Origin of the sequence: Niabella ginsenosidivorans (assembly GCF_001654455.1) — a bacterium.
Lineage (GTDB): Bacteria > Bacteroidota > Bacteroidia > Chitinophagales > Chitinophagaceae > Niabella > Niabella ginsenosidivorans.
The window spans coordinates 1,193,688-1,211,176 of the sequence record NZ_CP015772.1; the positions used below are offsets into that span (position 1 = coordinate 1,193,688).

Here is a 17,489-nt window from a genome sequence, read left to right on the forward strand (position 1 = left end):
TCAGGGTTTGTTTACTACCGGTACTTCCCAATTCCGCAGTAAGCGGAAAACAACGGAAAAGGTCGGTAGCAAACGGGGATCGATTCCGGCAGATAGCCGGAAGTCCCAATAATCCTGCAAGGCATAAAACTACATAACAATGAAAGGTATTATTGGGAAAAAATTGGGAATGACCAGTATCTATGATCCCTCAGGTAAGCAAACAGCCTGCACGATCATTGAGGCAGGTCCTTGTGTTGTAACTCAGGTAAAGACATCTGATTCAGACGGCTACAACGCCTTACAGATCTCTTTTGGCGATAAAAAAGAAAATCGCACATTGCTTTCTGAAAAAAACCACTTCGCCAAAGCTAACACTTCCGCAAAAAAATTCTCAAAAGAGTTCAGGGATTATTCCATAGAAAAAAATTTAGGGGACACTATTACTGTTGACATCTTTGAAGAAGGTGAAAAAGTAGATGTAGTAGGTACTACAAAAGGTAAAGGGTTCCAGGGTGTGGTAAAACGCCATGGTTTCCATGGGGTAGGTGAGCAGTCGCACGGTCAGCATGACCGCCAGCGTGCTCCCGGTTCATTGGGTAACTCTTCCGATGCCAGCCGTGTAATGAAAGGTATGCGTATGGCAGGCCGTATGGGTGGCGACAGGGTAAAGCTGAAAGGCCTGAAAGTAGTAAAGATCTTCCCTGAAAAAAATTACATTCTGGTAAGCGGTTCAGTACCGGGCCATATCGGTTCTATAGTTTTCATTCAAAAATAGGTCAACATTATTAATGTCATCCTGAGCTTGACGAAGGATAAAATCATAGAAAATGCAAATTGAAGTTTTAAATATAGAAGGTAAAGGCACCGGCCGTTCCATAGAGTTGCCTGATGATATTTTTGGCGCTGAGCCCAATAATCATGTCATTTATCTGGCTGTAAAGCAATATTTAGCTGCCCAGCGCCAGGGGACGCACAAAGTAAAGACCCGTGCAGAAGTGCATGGCGCCAGCAGAAAACTGCATAAACAAAAAGGAACCGGTGGCAGCCGTAAAGGAAATATCCGGAACCCTTTGTACAAAGGCGGTGGTACTATCTTTGGTCCCAAGCCGCGTGATTACAGCTTTAAACTGAACAAGAAAGTAAAAGATCTTGCCAAGATCTCCGCACTTTCCTATAAGGCCAAAGAAAATGCTATTGTTGTTGTGGAAGATGTAAACCTGGATGCTCCCAAAACAAAAACATTAGCCACAGCATTGAGCAAGTGGAATGTAGGTGATAAAAAATCATTGTTCATTTTGCCTGAGCCCAATGAGAATGTGGAGCTGTCCCTGCGCAATGTGCCTTCAGTGCTGGCAATGCCGTTGAGCGATATCAATACTTATGATATTGTGAATTCTGAGGTGCTGGTGCTTTCTGAGGGGGCTGCAAAAATATTTTCTGAAGATTTAGAAGAGGCTGTAGAAGCTTAATATAAATGTGATAATGTGCTGATTTGAAAATCTGAGAATGGAGATCAGCATAAAACAAAGAGTTCTTGATTTAAAAAAGGGGATAAGGAGAACAATAACAGATTTTCAAATTTCCGGATTTTCAAATTTTCAAATTTTATAGGATGAAACCGTCTGAGATATTAATAAAACCGATTTTAACCGAAAAAGCAAATGCCCAGCAGGAAAAACTGCGCCGGTATGCTTTTAAGGTGGCAAAAAAATCCAATAAGCTGGAGATCAAAAAAGCGATCGAAGCTTTTTACGGTGTTACCGTTACCAGCGTCAATACAGTTGTTGCACCTGCAAAAAATAAGACCCGCTATACAAAGGCCGGTTTTATTCAGGGCCGCAAATCCGGTTACAAAAAAGCGTATGTAACCGTAGCAGAAGGAGAGGAGATCGATCTGTATGCAAACATTTAAGTTCATAGCTAATAACATATAGTTCACAGAAAGCAACCATGAACTATCATATGAACCATTAACTGAAATAGAAAGGCAATCAACCGCCGCGAAGTGTTGGAACTTTTAAAGCGAATAGAAGTAAAAGAAAATTTAAGATGTCAGTAAAAAAGTATAAACCGGTAACCGCCGGTACCCGCTGGAGAATCGGAAACTCGTTTTCTGAAATCACTACGAACCAGCCCGAAAAAAGCCTGGTGGAAACCAAGAAGAGCACAGGCGGTCGTAACTCTTCCGGTCACTTAACCATGCGTTACAGAGGGGGTGGTCATAAAAAGAAATATCGTATTATAGATTTCAAGAGAAATAAGCATGATATTGCTGCAAAGGTGGTAAGCATTGAATATGATCCCAACCGTACAGCCTTTATTGCGCTTTTGGAATATGCTGATGGAGAGAAGCGTTATATCCTTGCTCCCCAGGGGCTGACTGTTGGCGCTGAAGTGATCAGCGGTAACATGGTAGCTCCTGAAATCGGGAATGCTTTACAACTGAAGAACATGCCGTTGGGTACCAATGTGCATAATATTGAGCTGAACCCTGGACAGGGCGGAAAAATTTCCCGTAGTGCCGGTGCTTCCGCCCAGCTGACCAACAAGGAAGAGAAATACGCGGTATTGAAAATGCCTTCCGGCGAATTACGGAAAGTGCTGATTAACTGTTTTGCTACGGTAGGTGTGGTAAGCAATAGCGATCACAGCCTGCAAAGCATGGGTAAGGCAGGAAGAAACAGGTGGAGAGGGATCCGCCCAAGGAACCGTGGTGTTGCCATGAACCCCGTAGATCACCCGATGGGTGGTGGTGAAGGTAGAGCTTCCGGTGGTCACCCACGCAGCCGTACCGGTAAATATGCCAAAGGTGAAAAAACAAGAACTGTTGGCAAAGCAAGCGATAAGTTAATTATCCAGCGCAAAAACGGTAGCAAACTGGCTAAATAGTAATCAGTAATCAGTAATCAGAAATCAGAAATAAACAAATATGGCTCGTTCGATAAAAAAAGGTCCTTATGTAGCAACTCACCTGGAAAAGAAAGTGCTGGCTATTAATGAAGGAAAAGGGAAAAAGGCTGTAATAAAAACCTGGAGCCGCCGCTCTACCATTACGCCTGATTTTGTTGGCCACACTTTTGCAGTGCATAACGGAAATAAATTCATACCGGTATATGTTACAGAGTTTATGGTAGGTCATAAGCTGGGTGAATTTGCGCCAACCCGCAATTTTAAAGGGCATGCGGGCGATAAAAAATAATTATAAAAAAGAACGCATCAATTAAGAAATTAATTATAATGGAAGCAGTAGCAAAACTTAGAAATTATCCAACATCTCCCCGTAAAATGAGGCTGTTGGCTGATTTGATCCGCGGCCAGAAAGTGGATTTGGTATTGGCCGAATTAGAGCACAATCCCAAACACCCTGCCGTTCCTTTGCGCAAATTGGTTTTAAGCGCCATTGTGAACTGGAAGCAGGCAAATGAAGGCGCTGATGAGTCTGGATTGGTTGTAAAAACGATTTATGTGGATGGTGGCAGAACTTTAAAGCGCATGCGCCCTGCACCCCAGGGACGTGGCTACCGCGTTCGTAAACGTAGCAACCACGTAACATTAGTGGTAGATGTGGCGGGTGAAGATAAAAAAGCTGCAAAGAAAGCAAAAGCTGTTGCAAAAAAAGAAGAAGCTCCCAAAGCTCCTGTAAAAAAGAAGGCTGCTGCAAAAAAGTCAACAAAAGAATCTAAAAAAGCATAACCAATAAATATGGGTCAAAAAGCAAATCCAATTGGTAACAGATTAGGTATCATCCGCGGATGGGAATCTAACTGGTATGGAAGCAAAAAAGACTTTGCTTCTAAGTTAATCGAAGACAATAAGATCAGAACTTACCTGAATGCGCGCATTAACAAGGGAGGAATCTCTAAAATTGTTATCGAAAGAACCTTAGGTAAGTTAATTATAACCATTCATACATCCAAGCCGGGCATCATCATTGGTAAAGGTGGTGGAGAAGTAGATCGCATCAAAGAAGAGCTGAAGAAATTAACACATAATGATGATGTGCAGATCAACATTCTGGAGATCCGCCGCCCGGAAACTGACGCGATGATTGTGGGGGATACCATCGCCCGCCAGATCGAAAACCGGATCAACTTCAAACGCGCCACAAAAATGGCCATTGCATCTGCATTGCGTATGGGTGCGGAAGGGATCAAGGTAAAGCTGAGCGGTCGTTTGGGAGGCGCTGAAATTGCCCGCAGCGAAGAGTTCAAGCAGGGCCGAGTTCCTTTGCATACTTTTCGTATGGATATTGATTATGCAAACGTATTTGCTCAGACTGTTTACGGAAAAATTGGGATCAAGGTTTGGATCTGTAAAGGTGAGGTTTTAGCAAAACGTGATCTGAATCCGAACTTTATCTCCGGAAATGATAAAAATGTAGGGGGCGGAGACAGGAGAGAGCATCGCAGGGATGACCGGAGAGGTGATCGCCGCGGAGGCGGAAGAGACAGAAAAAATTAATTAATGTGTAGATGTGGAAATCAGGAAATGTGAAAATTTATGGTTCCTGTTATCCATCTTATAAAATAGTTATTTGGTTGTGAGGGTTCATTTTCACATTCTCACATTTTCAAATTTTCAAATTAAGAAAGATGTTACAACCGAAGAGAACGAAGCACAGGAAAATGCAGAAAGGCCGCATGAAGGGCAATGCGAAAAGAGGTACTACCATTTCGTTTGGTTCTTATGCGTTAAAAGCCCTGGATGCTCACTGGATTACTGATCGTCAGATTGAGGCTGCACGTCAGGCATTGACCCGTAGTATGAAAAGAGAGGGAAATGTCTGGATCCGTATTTTCCCTGATAAACCCATTACAAAGAAACCTGCTGAAGTACGTATGGGTAAAGGTAAAGGGAACCTGGAATACTGGGCTGCTGTTGTACAACCCGGCCGTATCATTTTTGAGGTGGACGGTGTTAGTGAAGAAGTGGCCCGCCAGGCACTGGCGCTGGCGTCCGGTAAGCTACCCATTAAGACCAAGTTCACCATGCGCAGGGATTTAGTGACACACTAATGTGTAGATGTGGAAATCCGGGAATGTGAAAATTTGTGTTTCCTGGTATCCATCGAATATAATAGATGTTGGGTTGTGAGAGTTTATTTTCACATTCGCACATTCGCAAATTTTCAAATTAAATAAGATGTCAAAGAAAAAAGAATTTATAGACAGCATAAAAGGGTTAAGCGTTGAAGACTTAAAGGTTCAGTTGGAGCAATCTAAACAACGGCTTAAAAAGCTGGAGTTTGCGCACGCCATCTCTCCGCTTGAAAACCCGATGTCTATCAGGGCGCTTCGTAAAGATATCGCCAGGATTGAAACGTTTTTAAAACAAAACAGCGAAGCTGCAAAAGCTTAGTAGCAATTTAGTACAAGCCAAAAGGTAAATAAAATGTCTGAAAGAAATTTAAGAAAAACAAGAATAGGTGTGGTTACCAGCAACAAGATGACTAAAACCATTACAGTTGCGGTAGAAAGAAAAGTAAAACACCCTATTTACGGTAAGTTCCTTAAAAAAACGACCCGGTTTCATGCTCATGATGAAAAAAATGAGTGCAGTATTGGGGACACTGTTAAAATTATGGAAACCCGCCCCCTGAGCAAATTAAAGCGCTGGAGATTGGTGGAAGTGATTGAAAAGGTGAAATAAGATCGGGTATTGAGCTGTCAGTGTTCAGTATTTTTTAAAAAGGTATAATTTTTTTATAAACAGATATTGGGGAATGAGTAGCTTGAATCTCATTCCGATAGCTATCGGAACCCCGAATCTCAAATCTCAAATAAAATGATTCAGCAAGAAAGCCGGTTGAACGTGGCCGATAACAGTGGAGCTAAAGAAGTGCTTTGTATTCGCGTACTGGGCAACAGCGGTCAGCGTTATGCAAAGATTGGCGATAAAATAGTTGTAACGGTTAAAGACGCTACACCTGCTGGCGGTATTAAAAAAGGTACGGTTGCAAAAGCAGTTATTGTGCGCACTACAAACAAGCTGCGCCGTAAAGACGGGTCTTACATCCGCTTTGACGACAATGCAGTAGTGATCTTAAACGCAGCTGACGAACCAAGAGGTACGCGTATTTTTGGACCGGTAGCCCGTGAGCTTCGTGATAAAGGGTATATGAGAATTGTTTCATTAGCTCCCGAAGTACTGTAAGCTAAGCAATTTAAAAATAAAGCGAACTGCATTTTGCAGTTTGCAACAAGCATAAAGAAAATAAAATGAGCAAAAGATTTAAACCTAAGTACAATATTAAAAAAGGTGATCTGGTTATTGTTATCAGCGGTGCTGCAAAGCCCCGCAAAGATGATAACGGTAAGTATGAATATAAACCCCGTTTGGTAAAAGAGGTTCTGGTGGAGGATGGAAAAGTGCTGGTAGAAGGAGTGAACATTAAAACCAAACATACAAAGCCTTCCGCTCAGAATACAAAAGGCGGTATTGTAAAAACCGAAGCTCCTATTCATATAAGCAACGTAATGTTGTGGGATGCAAAAGCCAAAGCGCCTTCTAAAGTAAAACGTGTTCGGGAAGAAGGGAAAACACAGCGCATCTTCAAGAAATCAGGAGAAAAAATCTAATCTTTTGTGTTAAGCAAAATAAAGTAATAGACCATGAGTACTAAAACATATATTCCCAGGCTGGCCACAAAATATAAAAATGAAGTGGTACCTGCATTGGTTAAAAAATTCGCTTACAAATCAGTAATGCAGGCTCCGAAGCTTGAAAAGATTTGCATCAACCGTGGTGTGAACGGCGCGGTAACCGATAAAAAGCTGGTTGATATTGCCGTTGATGAACTGACCACCATTACCGGTCAGAAAGCGGTGGTAACCAATTCCAAAAAAGATATCTCCAATTTCAAGCTGCGCAGGAACATGCCGATTGGCGCACGTGTTACTTTACGCGGTGAAAAAATGTATGAGTTCCTGGACCGCCTGATTGCTGTAGCATTGCCCCGTGTACGGGATTTCAAAGGCGTTAATGAGAAATCTTTTGACGGCCGCGGGAATTATACCATGGGTGTTACAGAGCAGATCATTTTTCCCGAGATCGATATCGATAAGGTGAATAAGATCACCGGTATGGATATCACTTTCGTTACAACAGCCCATACTGATGAAGAGGCATATGAGTTGCTGAAAGAGCTGGGAGTTCCATTCAGGAATGCAAGAAAATCTGCTGAATAATAAATATAAAATTGAAATTCATATAAAATGGCAAAAACTTCAATTATAGCCCGTCAGAAAAAAAGAGAAAAAATGGTGGAGCAATACGCCGCTAAAAGAGAGGAGCTGAAAAAAGCCGGTGATTATGCCGCTTTGGACAAGCTTCCTAAGAACTCTTCCAAAGTGCGTTTGAAAAACCGTTGCCAGTTAACAGGTCGTCCTAAAGGTTATGTGCGGTACTTTGGTATTTCGAGGGTTGCCTTAAGAGACATGGCGCTGAATGGCAAAATTCCCGGGTTGAAAAAAGCAAGCTGGTAGTTTCTGTATATTTTTCCCTGAAAGGGATGCTACAAAGCCGTAAGACAGGGTATGGGCTTTTAAAATAAACCACCCACTAAATTTAGAACTGAAATAATTCATATAAAATGGTAACAGATCCAATTGCAGATTTTTTAACAAGAATACGTAACGCTCAAATGGCAGGCCACCGCATAGTGGAGATCCCTGCATCTAACCTTAAGAAACGTATGACTGAGATTTTATACAACCAGGGCTATATCCTGAAATATAAGTTTGAAGAGGATCATAAGCAAGGTGTTATTAAAATAGCGTTGAAGTATGATGCAACTACCAAGCAGCCCGCCATTCAAAGCCTGGAAAGGGTTAGCCGGCCAGGTTTGCGCCAGTATGCAAAACCTGCAGAGATCCGCCGGGTAAAAAACGGCCTGGGCATTGCTATTCTGTCTACTTCAAAAGGAGTAATGACTGATAAGGATGCAAAAGCGCAGAATGTGGGCGGGGAAGTTCTTTGTCACATTTATTAAGTGATCTATATAAGGGGTTGAAAATTTGAGAATGGTTTTCAGATCCCCGAAACAAAAGGGTGCATGATAATTTAAGTTTTTTATACGATAACTGAAAACAGGCACGCTCACATTTTCAAATTATTAAATTTCCAAATTTTCAAATTAAGATTATGTCTCGTATAGGTAAAAAAGTAATCGCTGTTCCTGCCGGAGTAACTGTTACTGTAGGCGCTGACAATGTTGTTACAGTAAAAGGTAAGAAAGGTGAGTTAAAACAGTCTGTTAGCCCTGATATTAAGGTAGAGGTTAAAGATGGTGAGGTAGTGGTTACGCGTCCGTCTGACCAGATCCAGCACCGTGCACTGCATGGTTTAACCCGTGCGCTGGTGGCCAATCTTGTAGAAGGTGTGACGAATGGTTTTGAAAAGAAAATGGAATTAGTGGGGGTAGGTTTCAAAGCTACTAACCAGGGGAATGTATTAGATCTTTCTCTGGGGTATTCTCACAATATCATTTTTGATATTCCCAAGGAATTGACGGTAGCTACTGAAACCGTAAAAGGACAGAATCCGACCATAACAATCAGCGGTGCTGATAAACAACTGGTAGGCGCCGTTTGTGCCAAAATCCGGAGTCTGCGTAAGCCGGAGCCTTATAAAGGAAAAGGAGTACGCTTTGCAGGTGAAGTAGTACGCAAGAAAGCCGGTAAATCAGCTGGTAAATAAATAATTTGAAGATTTGAAAATGAATTAATTTGAAAGTTTAGTCATTAATCATTCTCAAATTTTCAAATCCACAAATTTTCAAATTATTCCTGGCAGTATCAGGGAGAAAAATAAAAAGCAATGTCAAACGCAAAAGTTAAAAGAAGAACCAGTATCCGCCGCAGCATTCGCGCAAAGATCAGCGGTACCACGCAAAAGCCAAGACTGGCAGTATTTCGCAGCAACACTGATATTTATGCTCAGCTGATTGATGATGAGAAGGGAGTTACCATAGCAGCTGCCTCTACAAAAGATAAAGATATTAAAGCGCAGGCAGGTACCAAATCTGAGAAAAGTAAATTAGTAGGCGCAGCCATTGCACGTAAAGCGGCTGATCTGAATGTGAAGACCGTTGTTTTTGACAGAGGCGGTTATTTGTACCACGGACGAGTAAAATCTGTGGCTGAAGGAGCCAGAGAAGGCGGGTTGCAATTTTAAAAAGTTATTCAATTCTAAAACGAAATAATGTCAACAGTTAATTTCAACAATGTTAAAGCCGGCGACCTTGAATTAAAAGATAAGGTTGTAGCTATAAATCGTGTAGTAAAAACAACTAAAGGTGGCCGCGCATTCAGCTTTTCTGCATTGGTTGTGGTTGGGGATGGTAATGGTGTTGTAGGGCATGGGTTAGGCAAGGCTAAGGAAGTTCAGGAAGCTATTACTAAAGGAATAGAAGACGCTAAGAAAAACCTTATTAAAATCCCTGTAATGAAGGGCACCATCCCTCATGATCAGTGGGCTAAGGAAGGGGCAGCAAAAGTAATGATAAAACCAGCTTCTGCAGGTACGGGTGTAATAGCAGGAGGGTCTATGCGCGCGGTGCTGGAAGCAGCCGGTCTTACTGATGTTTTGGCGAAAAGCCTGGGCTCTGCAAATCCGCACAACGTGGTTAAAGCTACTTTTAAGGCTTTGGCAATGATGAGGGAGCCAGTAAGCATCGCCAAGACCCGTTCATTAGGTTTAAAGAAAGTATTCAACGGATAATGAAATGTTTATGATTGGAGGCTTAAAGTTTGAGGTTCGCTAAAAATCTCAATCTCAAACCTCATACCGATAGCTATCGGGACAAAATCTGAGATTATGAAAAAGATAAAAGTTACTTTAGTAAAAAGCCCAATTGACCGCCCCGAAAGGCAGAAACTTACTTTAAAAGCATTGGGTCTTAACAAAACTAATAGCAGTAAAGAAGTAGAAGCTACTCCACAGATCCTGGGTATGATCCGTAAAGTGGAGCACATGGTGAAGGTGGAAGAGCTTTAATAGCGCTACCTGTAAAAATTATTTTTAAATAGGCGAGCCTCCTGCTTTGAGGCGCAAGTAAAAACAAAAGCAAAATGAAACTACATGAATTAAAACCTGCAAAAGGTTCAGTACACAAGGAGAAAAGAATTGGTCGTGGTGAAGGAAGCGGTTATGGCGGCACATCCACTAAAGGTAATAAAGGAGGGCAGAGCCGTGCAGGTTACAAAAGAAAAATGGGGCACGAAGGCGGACAGATGCCAATCCAGCGCCGTACACCCAAAAGAGGGTTTAAAAATCCGGATAAAATTGTTTACAAAGTCATCAATATTGGTCAGATAGACCAGTGGGCGGAAACACACAATATCACTGATTTTTCTGAAGAAAATCTTTATCACCTGGGCTTTATTGGCAAAACAGACAGGGTAAAGGTGTTAGGTAACGGGGAAATTAAGGGAAAATTCAACTTTAAAGTTCACGCGATCAGCGAAAAAGCTAAGGCGGCAATCGAAGCAGCGGGCGGAACTGTTGAAATTTTGAAATAATTTCTCAAAAATAAATTTTGACGCACGTAGTGCGTCTTTTAATTTTGGAGAATTGACAACTTAAGAAGAATCAGGTGAAAAATTTAATCAAAACATTAAAAAATATATGGAGCATTGAAGAGCTTAGGAGTAAGATCCTTTTCACTTTGGTGCTTACAGCGGTATATCGTGTCGGTGCGCATATTGTATTACCTGGTATTAATCCGGTTGCACTGGAGCAGTTTAGCAAAGCCAACCAAAGCGGTATCCTGGACTTGATCAATACCTTTGCCGGAGGTGCTTTTAACCAGGCCTCTATTTTTGCATTGGGTATTATGCCCTATATCACCGCCTCTATCTTCATACAACTGATGACGGTGCTGGTGCCTTCTTTCCAGAAGATGCAGAAAGAAGGGGAAAGCGGGCGCAATAAGATCAATCAGATCACCCGGTACCTTACAGTTGCCGTAACACTGGTTCAGGCATTTGCATATATTGCCTACCTGCATCAGACCGCGGGTCCTGCAATTGTAGCCGGGTACGGATCTTTTAATTTTACGCTTACTACTGTTGTAGTGCTTACTTCAGGTACATTATTTGTAATGTGGCTGGGCGAAAAAATAACGGATAAGGGATTGGGCAATGGTACATCGCTCATTATTATGGTGGGCATCCTGGCACGTCTTCCACAGGCGCTTACACAGGAATTAGCGTTCCGCTCTACCCGTACCGGTGATATCCTGATCTTCATTATTGAAATTGCCTTGTATATTGCCATCAACCTTGGCTGTATTGTTCTGGTACAGGGCGTAAGAAAAGTACCTGTGAACTATGCAAAGCAAATTGTCGGCAATCGCCAGTTTGGCGGTGCCCGCCAGTTCCTGCCTTTAAAGGTAAATGCAGCGGGTGTAATGCCCATTATCTTTGCCCAGGCCATTATGTTTGTGCCCACCTTGTTTACAATGGGCAGCAAAAATGCTGATTTAGGCAGGATGTTTACAGATCATACCAATGGCTGGTATATGCTCATTTATGCCACTGTAGTGATCGGTTTTACCTTTCTGTACACAGCACTGATCTTTAATCCCAAGCAGATTGCTGATAACCTTAAGCAGAATAACGGGTTTATTCCGGGGGTAAAGCCCGGTCAGCCTACTACTGATTATATTGGTACGATCATGGACCGGATCACATTCCCGGGTGCAGTTCTGTTGGCCCTGGTGGGTATTTTACCGGGTATTATTCAAAAAATATTCGGAATGACCCAGGGATTTGCAATGTTCTTTGGCGGTACCTCCCTGCTGATTATGGTTGGAGTAATTCTTGATACCCTGCAACAGGTGGAAACACAATTGATGATGCGCCAGTATGACGGTTTGATGAAAAGCGGCCGTATACAGGGGCGCCAGAGCTCCTCTGCCATTCAGATTTAATTAGTTCTGAGAAATTTAATAACTTTGCAGTCCCGCAACGTGAGTTGCGGGACTTTTTAATGAACAGTATGATAAAGGTAAAAACGGATGACCAGGTGGAGCTGATGCGCAAAAGCGCATTACTGGTGAGCAGAACATTGACAGAAGTTGCGAAAATACTGAAACCGGGCATCACTACTTTAAGTCTTGATAAAATAATAGGTGAATTTATAAGGGATCATAAGGCTGAGCCGTCTTTCCTGAATTATAACGGGTATCCTTTTAATTCCTGCATTTCTGTAAATGATGTTGTGGTGCATGGTTTCCCCAATAAAACCGAGCTCAGGAACGGGGATATTGTTTCCATTGATGTAGGTGTTATACTTGATAAATGGCATGGTGACCATGCCTACACGTTTGTGATCGGTACGCCCGGCCCGGAGGCAGAGCAACTGGTAGCGGTAACAAAAGCATCCCTATATAAAGGAATCGAAAAAGCCACCACGGCTGGCCGGATAGGCGATATTGGAGCTGCTATACAGGAGTATACTGAAAAAAAACATGGCTACGGTGTGGTCAGGGAACTGGTAGGGCATGGGCTGGGACAGAAAATGCACGAGGATCCTCAGGTACCCAATTATGGAAGAAGAGGCAATGGAATGAAATTGCCCAGTGGCCTGGTGCTGGCTATTGAACCAATGATTAACCTGGGAGCAAAGGATGTATTTACCGAAAGCGATGGATGGACCGTTCGTACAAAAGACGGGAAGCCTTCTGTTCATTTTGAACACGATGTTTGCGTAAGGCCACGCAAAGCAGATATCCTTTCTAACTACGCAACGATTGAGGAGGCCGAAAGAAATAATCCCGAGTTGTTTGTTTGCCAATTAAAGCCAGAATAAAAAATAAATCTTACTTTCGGTTTGCAATGGTTTTATACCCCGGTTTGCCTTTAAAAGCACCGGGTGTTAGTGCTTGTGAACAGGTCTGTTACTAATTAAATATATTAGTCATATTTTTTTACCTGACTAATAGGATTTATACTGTAACTTCAATTATTATGGCCAGCCCTTTTTTAAGAAAAGTTTCTGAGAGAAATACGATTATTATTTTTTTGGGCTTAAGTATGATCATACTTGTGGGGCTGGGTATTTATGCCAATACTTACACCTTCCGGTACAAACAGTCTATGAAGAGCACTACAGAAAAAGGAATTTTGATCGGTAAGGCTGAGCAGATCCTTTTTGAGGTACAGGAGCTGCAAAACAATTTGCGCGGTTACCTGGTTACTTCCGATCCTAGTTATCTTAATTCCTTTAAAGTAGCTGAGCGAATGGTACGGCTAAACCTGCTGCAGATAAAGCCGCTTGCTTTGTCCCAGGATCAGATGGGGCAGTTTACGGAGATTAGTTCCCTGGTAGAACAGGAAATAAGCCTTGCAAAGAATATCATTGCCATCCAGGCAGACACAACATCGGCAGCAAAGGCCAATGTACTGTCGGCTAATAAAGACGAGCATTACCTGTCTGCCAATATTAAGAGCAAACTGTTAGCGCTTATTAGCGATCAAAGAGCCAAACAGAACATCGATCTGGCTCTGGAAAAAAGAAATTCAAATTTTGATAAGGTCGTTTTTGTAATAACGCTAAGCATTTTAGTGTCTGTCACCATTTTATTGCTGTTGCTGTTCTATATTTTAAAAACCTACAAGCGCCTTACATCTACCGAGAAGCTCTTGCTGCAATCGCAGTTGCGGTTAGAGAATATCCTGGATATGCTTCCTATCGGCATTTTCATTGTAAATGCGTTAAACAGGGAATACCATGCCAACCACAAAGCAACTGAACTGCTGGACAGCGGGCTGGCTGCCGATGGTTATTTAGCAGAAGAAGTTGAACATACAACTGAAAAGGACCGTTTGGGGAAAGATCTGATGGAAACGCTGCTTATATCGAAAGCATTGAACGGGGAGCATCATATTGGTATCAACCGCCTTATTCTAAAAAAAGATAATAGCGAGCTGCCTTTAAGGGTAAGTGCAACACCTTTGTATAACGATAATAACCAGATAGAATATGCCATTTCCGTATTTGATGATATTACCAGTATTAAAAATGTTGAAAATGAGTTGATAGAGGCAAAGAAGCTGGTTGAGCAATCGCTCCGGTTAAAGGAATCTTTTCTTACAAACATGAGCCATGAAATAAGAACGCCCATGAACGCGATCCTTGGCTTTACAGAATTATTAGCCAGGAAGGACCTTGGGCCACAACAAAATGAATACGTAAGAACCATCCAGTCGTCAAGCGATAACCTGCTCCGGCTTTTAAATGATATCCTGGATTTTTCAAAGCTGGAAGCGGATATGCTTGTATTTGAAGAGCAGCCCATTTCTATTAATGACATTGTTGTATCTATCTGTGATCTTCTGATGCCAAAAGCTGTCAGCAAAGGAATCTCTTTAAGTTACCTTTGCGACCCCTCGATTCCAAAAGTGGTTACAGGCGATTCTGTAAGGCTGAACCAGGTAATTACCAACATTGTTGGTAATGCAATAAAGTTTACAGACCAGGGCAGTGTGAGTATCCTTGTAAAATTCCTGAAAGCGGATCAGGACAGGACCTTTATTGAATTTACGGTTAAAGATACCGGCATAGGAATTGCTGCCGACAAAATTGCGTCTGTTTTCAACAGGTTTGAACAGGCTGATACGGAAACTTCAAGGCATTATGGAGGAACAGGACTGGGGCTAAGCATTGCCAAGCATATTATTGAATCCCAAAAAGGAACTATAAACGTAGCCAGTCAACCGGGGGTAGGAACCACCTTTACATTTGTCATTCCTTTCAAGTTCTTTAATGAAACAGATGGTAAGATTGATAAAGTAGAAGAGCGCCTGCCGATTGACGAGCATTTCATGCATTCTGTGAAGGTTTTGCTGGTTGAAGACAATTTATTTAACCGTAAATTAATGCAGGGCATTTTTAAAGAATATTATCTTACGATTGATATGGCTGAGAACGGGAAAAGCGCGCTGGAGCGATTGCTTTCCGTTGACTATGATGTGATCCTTATGGACATTGAAATGCCTGAAATGAACGGTTATGAAACATCCAGAATTATAAGGAATGAATTAAAGCTGAATACGCCTATTATTGCGCTGACCGCTCACGCCATGGCCGGGGAGCGCGAAAAATGCCTGCAGGCGGGCATGAACGATTATCTTACGAAACCTGTAAACGTTAACCAGCTGTTTGAAAAGATCTACAGCATCATGCGCTTCGGGGAAACGGACCCCGCTGCTAATGAAAAGAACAGGATGCCGGAACAAAAAGAGGCGCCGGCAACTGAAGGAGGCACACCCGGTTTCAATAATGCCGTAGACCTCAGCTATCTCAGGGAAATATCAAGCGGGAACAAAGAGTTTGAAAAAGAAATGATTGAACTATTGCTTGCTGAAATTCCTGAACAGATTGAAAGCCTGACCACTGCCGTTGCCGCAGAGGATTTCCAGGAGATTAAGATATATGCTCACAAGCTTAAATCACTGGTGCCGATAGTAGGAGCACCGGATACAGCTCCTTTTTTCAGCGACCTGGAAGATAAAGCGGTTAAAAAAGTATTGGATAAAGAGGACACCGCCCTTTTTTACAGGATCATGACCCGTTTAAACACCTGCATCAACCAGCTAAAGCAGATGCTGGAAAATGAATATGCCTGAAGCATCCGGGAAAGCGACCCCGGTAACGTTGACGGCAGATCTTGTTGACTTTCGTATTACCCGGCAGGGAATGCTGTTAAAAGCTTTTGTTTTTGGGTACCGCATGGCTCCTTTCTTAGGACAGCGTACAAAATAATATTTTTTCTTGGAATATTATATAATATATTTATATTAGCAATGATGATCGCTTCTTATCTAAGTACATGATCGGCAAATACGGTTTTGAAGCTTCAGCTGTGTATTTATTTTATATTATAAAGCTATGAAGCCTATGTAATATACCGGGTTCTTTTGTCTTAGTTGAATTTAATAAAAGGGTAGTATTTATTTCTATCCCGTTAAACCAATCTTCTGTTTATATCATGAGCTCACTTAAAAACATAGCTAAAAAGATCATAAAAAAAATATGGGGGAAAACGTCTGTCAGCCATACCTACTGGAACTTCAGAGGGTTTTCTTTATTAACCGCCGGAGAAACAAAGCAGCTCCTTGAGCCTTATTGTATAAAAGTTGTACCCAAATCATCTGTTGATTTACCGGAGATCACAGACGAAAACGACCCCCGGAATGTAATCTATAAGGCAAATAAATTTACCTCGGAAGAAGTTTATGTATGGCAGCATGAATTGAAAAACGGCTTTATTTCAAAACATGGTTCTATTGTAATAGATCATAAGGTGCTTTGTACAGATTGGGACCACCGGGGGTTTGAACATCAGTTTTGGAAAAGGGATAAACGCCCCTCTAAATTCACCAAAACAGTCATCCCCTTATTAAGCCATCACCAGGATATGAATAGCCCGTCGGTGCTTACGGGGTATTATGATTTTGTATTGATGGTGGCCGCAAAGCTAAGCAGGATCAAAGATACTCTTAAGGAGGAAGACATCCGCGATATTGTTATTACATACCACTCGTTTGGAGGGCATTATGAAAAACAATATCTGGAACTATTAGGTTTTAATCCGGATAACTACATTGACAGCCGCACGTATAAACTTTCGGCAGAAAGAGTGATTTTCGGGAATTGTGGTACCTGGAAACCGAATGTAAATGAAATCCTTTCGCTGAAAAGAAATATTGAAAGCCGGCTGAATATCTCAGATATGACACCGTCTGCAGGCAACAGGGTATATATCAGCAGAAAGGGCAGGCGGGAGATTGAAAATGAAGGCGAATTGATTGAATTGCTGAAGAAGTTTAATTTTATGATAATTGAAGATAAAGGAAGAAGCGTTGAAGAGCAGATCGATATATACAGGAACGCTTCTTTTATCATCGGACCGCACGGTGCGTCATTTGCCAATGTTATATGGTGTAAACCCGGCACGTATTTATATGAACTTTTTTCAAAAAGCTGGGCGCCCGACTACTTTCTTTACCTGGCCAAAATAAACGATATGCAGTATGCAGCTTATCAGGATGACACTCATGAGGAGATCACCGATGACTTATTTGAAGCGTTATGCCAGGATATTTATGTGTCGATCCCAAAATTAAAAGTCAGTTTAGAAAACATATTGGGCAAACTTTGATTATTGTAATAACTGTTAAAAGTAACAGTGACTCGGTGAGAATGAAGAAAGAGCAGCTGAACCCGGTACAGGAGAATATGATTAGGGGCTTTGTATGAGTGTACGGGCCAAAGCTCCGGAACGCATAGTCAGCGGATCACTTATTTTCATAAAAAAGGGATTTTCATTTTCCATAACTGGGCTCTATTTGTTCGCATAAACTCCTGTTAAAGCCAGCCAGGAAAAACTGAGCGGATAAGCGATATTTCCTCAAAGAGTGCCTGCTCTTTCTGTTTTTTGTCCGGATAATCCATCGCAAAAAAAATTATTACTATTTTATAACATGAGTTGTTTTTGTTTT

Annotated in this window: 25 protein-coding genes; all 25 read left to right on the forward strand. The window is 41.8% G+C overall.

The window, feature by feature from the left end; all coding sequences use genetic code 11:
- The first annotated feature begins 139 nt into the window (after positions 1-139).
- Entirely contained in the window at positions 140-757 is a 618-nt protein-coding gene (gene rplC, locus A8C56_RS04920; protein ID WP_067752835.1) for a 50S ribosomal protein L3, read from the forward strand.
- Positions 758-809: 52 nt separating this feature from the next.
- The gene (gene rplD, locus A8C56_RS04925) at positions 810-1,451 is read left to right on the forward strand and encodes a 50S ribosomal protein L4 (protein WP_067752837.1); all 642 of its coding nucleotides are present in this window, start codon (positions 810-812) and stop codon (positions 1,449-1,451) included.
- Positions 1,452-1,594: 143 nt separating this feature from the next.
- Positions 1,595-1,894 (forward strand): 50S ribosomal protein L23, encoded by a 300-nt coding sequence (gene rplW / locus A8C56_RS04930; RefSeq protein WP_067752840.1) that lies wholly within the window; start codon positions 1,595-1,597, stop codon positions 1,892-1,894.
- A gap of 137 nt (positions 1,895-2,031) precedes the next feature.
- Positions 2,032-2,871, forward strand: a complete 840-nt coding sequence (gene rplB, locus A8C56_RS04935; protein ID WP_067752843.1) for a 50S ribosomal protein L2 — start codon at positions 2,032-2,034, stop codon at positions 2,869-2,871.
- 40 nt (positions 2,872-2,911) lie between these two features.
- Positions 2,912-3,181: a 30S ribosomal protein S19 gene (rpsS, locus tag A8C56_RS04940; RefSeq protein WP_018630051.1), complete on the forward strand. Its 270-nt coding sequence runs from the start codon at positions 2,912-2,914 to the stop codon at positions 3,179-3,181.
- 86 nt (positions 3,182-3,267) lie between these two features.
- Complete coding sequence (gene rplV, locus A8C56_RS04945) at positions 3,268-3,675, forward strand: 50S ribosomal protein L22 (protein WP_245645883.1); 408 nt, start codon at positions 3,268-3,270, stop codon at positions 3,673-3,675.
- Positions 3,676-3,684: 9 nt separating this feature from the next.
- Positions 3,685-4,443: a 30S ribosomal protein S3 gene (gene rpsC, locus A8C56_RS04950; RefSeq protein ID WP_067752848.1), complete on the forward strand. Its 759-nt coding sequence runs from the start codon at positions 3,685-3,687 to the stop codon at positions 4,441-4,443.
- Positions 4,444-4,574: 131 nt separating this feature from the next.
- Entirely contained in the window at positions 4,575-4,997 is a 423-nt protein-coding gene (gene rplP / locus A8C56_RS04955; protein WP_067752849.1) for a 50S ribosomal protein L16, read from the forward strand.
- 127 nt (positions 4,998-5,124) lie between these two features.
- Positions 5,125-5,340: a 50S ribosomal protein L29 gene (gene rpmC / locus A8C56_RS04960; protein ID WP_067752851.1), complete on the forward strand. Its 216-nt coding sequence runs from the start codon at positions 5,125-5,127 to the stop codon at positions 5,338-5,340.
- 33 nt (positions 5,341-5,373) lie between these two features.
- The gene (gene rpsQ / locus A8C56_RS04965; RefSeq protein ID WP_067752853.1) at positions 5,374-5,631 is read left to right on the forward strand and encodes a 30S ribosomal protein S17; all 258 of its coding nucleotides are present in this window, start codon (positions 5,374-5,376) and stop codon (positions 5,629-5,631) included.
- Positions 5,632-5,766: 135 nt separating this feature from the next.
- Positions 5,767-6,135, forward strand: coding sequence for a 50S ribosomal protein L14 (gene rplN / locus A8C56_RS04970; protein WP_018630057.1), 369 nt, complete (start codon positions 5,767-5,769; stop codon positions 6,133-6,135).
- Between the two features lie 65 nt (positions 6,136-6,200).
- Positions 6,201-6,560, forward strand: a complete 360-nt coding sequence (gene rplX / locus A8C56_RS04975) for a 50S ribosomal protein L24 (protein WP_067752856.1) — start codon at positions 6,201-6,203, stop codon at positions 6,558-6,560.
- A gap of 33 nt (positions 6,561-6,593) precedes the next feature.
- Complete coding sequence (gene rplE, locus A8C56_RS04980) at positions 6,594-7,169, forward strand: 50S ribosomal protein L5 (protein ID WP_067752859.1); 576 nt, start codon at positions 6,594-6,596, stop codon at positions 7,167-7,169.
- A 27-nt stretch (positions 7,170-7,196) separates the two neighbouring features.
- Complete coding sequence (gene rpsN, locus A8C56_RS04985) at positions 7,197-7,466, forward strand: 30S ribosomal protein S14 (RefSeq protein WP_067752862.1); 270 nt, start codon at positions 7,197-7,199, stop codon at positions 7,464-7,466.
- Positions 7,467-7,573: 107 nt separating this feature from the next.
- Positions 7,574-7,972, forward strand: coding sequence for a 30S ribosomal protein S8 (gene rpsH, locus A8C56_RS04990; protein WP_067752864.1), 399 nt, complete (start codon positions 7,574-7,576; stop codon positions 7,970-7,972).
- 152 nt (positions 7,973-8,124) lie between these two features.
- A complete protein-coding gene (rplF, locus tag A8C56_RS04995; protein WP_067752867.1) occupies positions 8,125-8,679 on the forward strand; it encodes a 50S ribosomal protein L6 in 555 nt (184 codons plus the stop codon).
- A gap of 120 nt (positions 8,680-8,799) precedes the next feature.
- On the forward strand, positions 8,800-9,156 hold the full coding sequence (gene rplR, locus A8C56_RS05000; protein ID WP_067752870.1) for a 50S ribosomal protein L18: 357 nt from the start codon (positions 8,800-8,802) through the stop codon (positions 9,154-9,156).
- Between the two features lie 27 nt (positions 9,157-9,183).
- The gene (rpsE, locus tag A8C56_RS05005; protein WP_067752873.1) at positions 9,184-9,702 is read left to right on the forward strand and encodes a 30S ribosomal protein S5; all 519 of its coding nucleotides are present in this window, start codon (positions 9,184-9,186) and stop codon (positions 9,700-9,702) included.
- A 96-nt stretch (positions 9,703-9,798) separates the two neighbouring features.
- Positions 9,799-9,978, forward strand: coding sequence for a 50S ribosomal protein L30 (gene rpmD / locus A8C56_RS05010; RefSeq protein WP_067752876.1), 180 nt, complete (start codon positions 9,799-9,801; stop codon positions 9,976-9,978).
- Between the two features lie 74 nt (positions 9,979-10,052).
- Positions 10,053-10,502, forward strand: a complete 450-nt coding sequence (rplO, locus tag A8C56_RS05015) for a 50S ribosomal protein L15 (protein ID WP_067752878.1) — start codon at positions 10,053-10,055, stop codon at positions 10,500-10,502.
- Positions 10,503-10,576: 74 nt separating this feature from the next.
- Positions 10,577-11,914, forward strand: a complete 1,338-nt coding sequence (gene secY, locus A8C56_RS05020) for a preprotein translocase subunit SecY (protein ID WP_067752881.1) — start codon at positions 10,577-10,579, stop codon at positions 11,912-11,914.
- 68 nt (positions 11,915-11,982) lie between these two features.
- Positions 11,983-12,795, forward strand: a complete 813-nt coding sequence (gene map, locus A8C56_RS05025; RefSeq protein WP_067761606.1) for a type I methionyl aminopeptidase — start codon at positions 11,983-11,985, stop codon at positions 12,793-12,795.
- Between the two features lie 224 nt (positions 12,796-13,019).
- Complete coding sequence (locus A8C56_RS05030) at positions 13,020-15,614, forward strand: response regulator (RefSeq protein WP_169818746.1); 2,595 nt, start codon at positions 13,020-13,022, stop codon at positions 15,612-15,614.
- On the forward strand, positions 15,601-15,750 hold the full coding sequence (locus tag A8C56_RS24345; protein WP_169818747.1) for a hypothetical protein: 150 nt from the start codon (positions 15,601-15,603) through the stop codon (positions 15,748-15,750). The genes A8C56_RS05030 and A8C56_RS24345 overlap by 14 nt, the downstream gene beginning before the upstream one ends.
- Before the next feature lie 226 nt (positions 15,751-15,976).
- Positions 15,977-17,149 (forward strand): glycosyltransferase family 61 protein, encoded by a 1,173-nt coding sequence (locus tag A8C56_RS05035; RefSeq protein WP_067752887.1) that lies wholly within the window; start codon positions 15,977-15,979, stop codon positions 17,147-17,149.
- Positions 17,150-17,489: the final 340 nt, after the last annotated feature.

Bases quoted from the DNA above. Each gene is read 5' to 3' on its own strand.
- rplC (WP_067752835.1), top strand. From the start codon at position 140: ATGAAAGGTATTATTGGGAAAAAATTGGGAATGACCAGTATCTATGAT.
- rplD (WP_067752837.1), top strand. From the start codon at position 810: ATGCAAATTGAAGTTTTAAATATAGAAGGTAAAGGCACCGGCCGTTCC.
- rplW (WP_067752840.1), top strand. From the start codon at position 1,595: ATGAAACCGTCTGAGATATTAATAAAACCGATTTTAACCGAAAAAGCA.
- rplB (WP_067752843.1), top strand. From the start codon at position 2,032: ATGTCAGTAAAAAAGTATAAACCGGTAACCGCCGGTACCCGCTGGAGA.
- rpsS (WP_018630051.1), top strand. From the start codon at position 2,912: ATGGCTCGTTCGATAAAAAAAGGTCCTTATGTAGCAACTCACCTGGAA.
- rplV (WP_245645883.1), top strand. From the start codon at position 3,268: ATGAGGCTGTTGGCTGATTTGATCCGCGGCCAGAAAGTGGATTTGGTA.
- rpsC (WP_067752848.1), top strand. From the start codon at position 3,685: ATGGGTCAAAAAGCAAATCCAATTGGTAACAGATTAGGTATCATCCGC.
- rplP (WP_067752849.1), top strand. From the start codon at position 4,575: ATGTTACAACCGAAGAGAACGAAGCACAGGAAAATGCAGAAAGGCCGC.
- rpmC (WP_067752851.1), top strand. From the start codon at position 5,125: ATGTCAAAGAAAAAAGAATTTATAGACAGCATAAAAGGGTTAAGCGTT.
- rpsQ (WP_067752853.1), top strand. From the start codon at position 5,374: ATGTCTGAAAGAAATTTAAGAAAAACAAGAATAGGTGTGGTTACCAGC.
- rplN (WP_018630057.1), top strand. From the start codon at position 5,767: ATGATTCAGCAAGAAAGCCGGTTGAACGTGGCCGATAACAGTGGAGCT.
- rplX (WP_067752856.1), top strand. From the start codon at position 6,201: ATGAGCAAAAGATTTAAACCTAAGTACAATATTAAAAAAGGTGATCTG.
- rplE (WP_067752859.1), top strand. From the start codon at position 6,594: ATGAGTACTAAAACATATATTCCCAGGCTGGCCACAAAATATAAAAAT.
- rpsN (WP_067752862.1), top strand. From the start codon at position 7,197: ATGGCAAAAACTTCAATTATAGCCCGTCAGAAAAAAAGAGAAAAAATG.
- rpsH (WP_067752864.1), top strand. From the start codon at position 7,574: ATGGTAACAGATCCAATTGCAGATTTTTTAACAAGAATACGTAACGCT.
- rplF (WP_067752867.1), top strand. From the start codon at position 8,125: ATGTCTCGTATAGGTAAAAAAGTAATCGCTGTTCCTGCCGGAGTAACT.
- rplR (WP_067752870.1), top strand. From the start codon at position 8,800: ATGTCAAACGCAAAAGTTAAAAGAAGAACCAGTATCCGCCGCAGCATT.
- rpsE (WP_067752873.1), top strand. From the start codon at position 9,184: ATGTCAACAGTTAATTTCAACAATGTTAAAGCCGGCGACCTTGAATTA.
- rpmD (WP_067752876.1), top strand. From the start codon at position 9,799: ATGAAAAAGATAAAAGTTACTTTAGTAAAAAGCCCAATTGACCGCCCC.
- rplO (WP_067752878.1), top strand. From the start codon at position 10,053: ATGAAACTACATGAATTAAAACCTGCAAAAGGTTCAGTACACAAGGAG.
- map (WP_067761606.1), top strand. From the start codon at position 11,983: ATGATAAAGGTAAAAACGGATGACCAGGTGGAGCTGATGCGCAAAAGC.
- A8C56_RS05030 (WP_169818746.1), top strand. From the start codon at position 13,020: ATGATCATACTTGTGGGGCTGGGTATTTATGCCAATACTTACACCTTC.
- A8C56_RS24345 (WP_169818747.1), top strand. From the start codon at position 15,601: ATGAATATGCCTGAAGCATCCGGGAAAGCGACCCCGGTAACGTTGACG.
- A8C56_RS05035 (WP_067752887.1), top strand. From the start codon at position 15,977: ATGAGCTCACTTAAAAACATAGCTAAAAAGATCATAAAAAAAATATGG.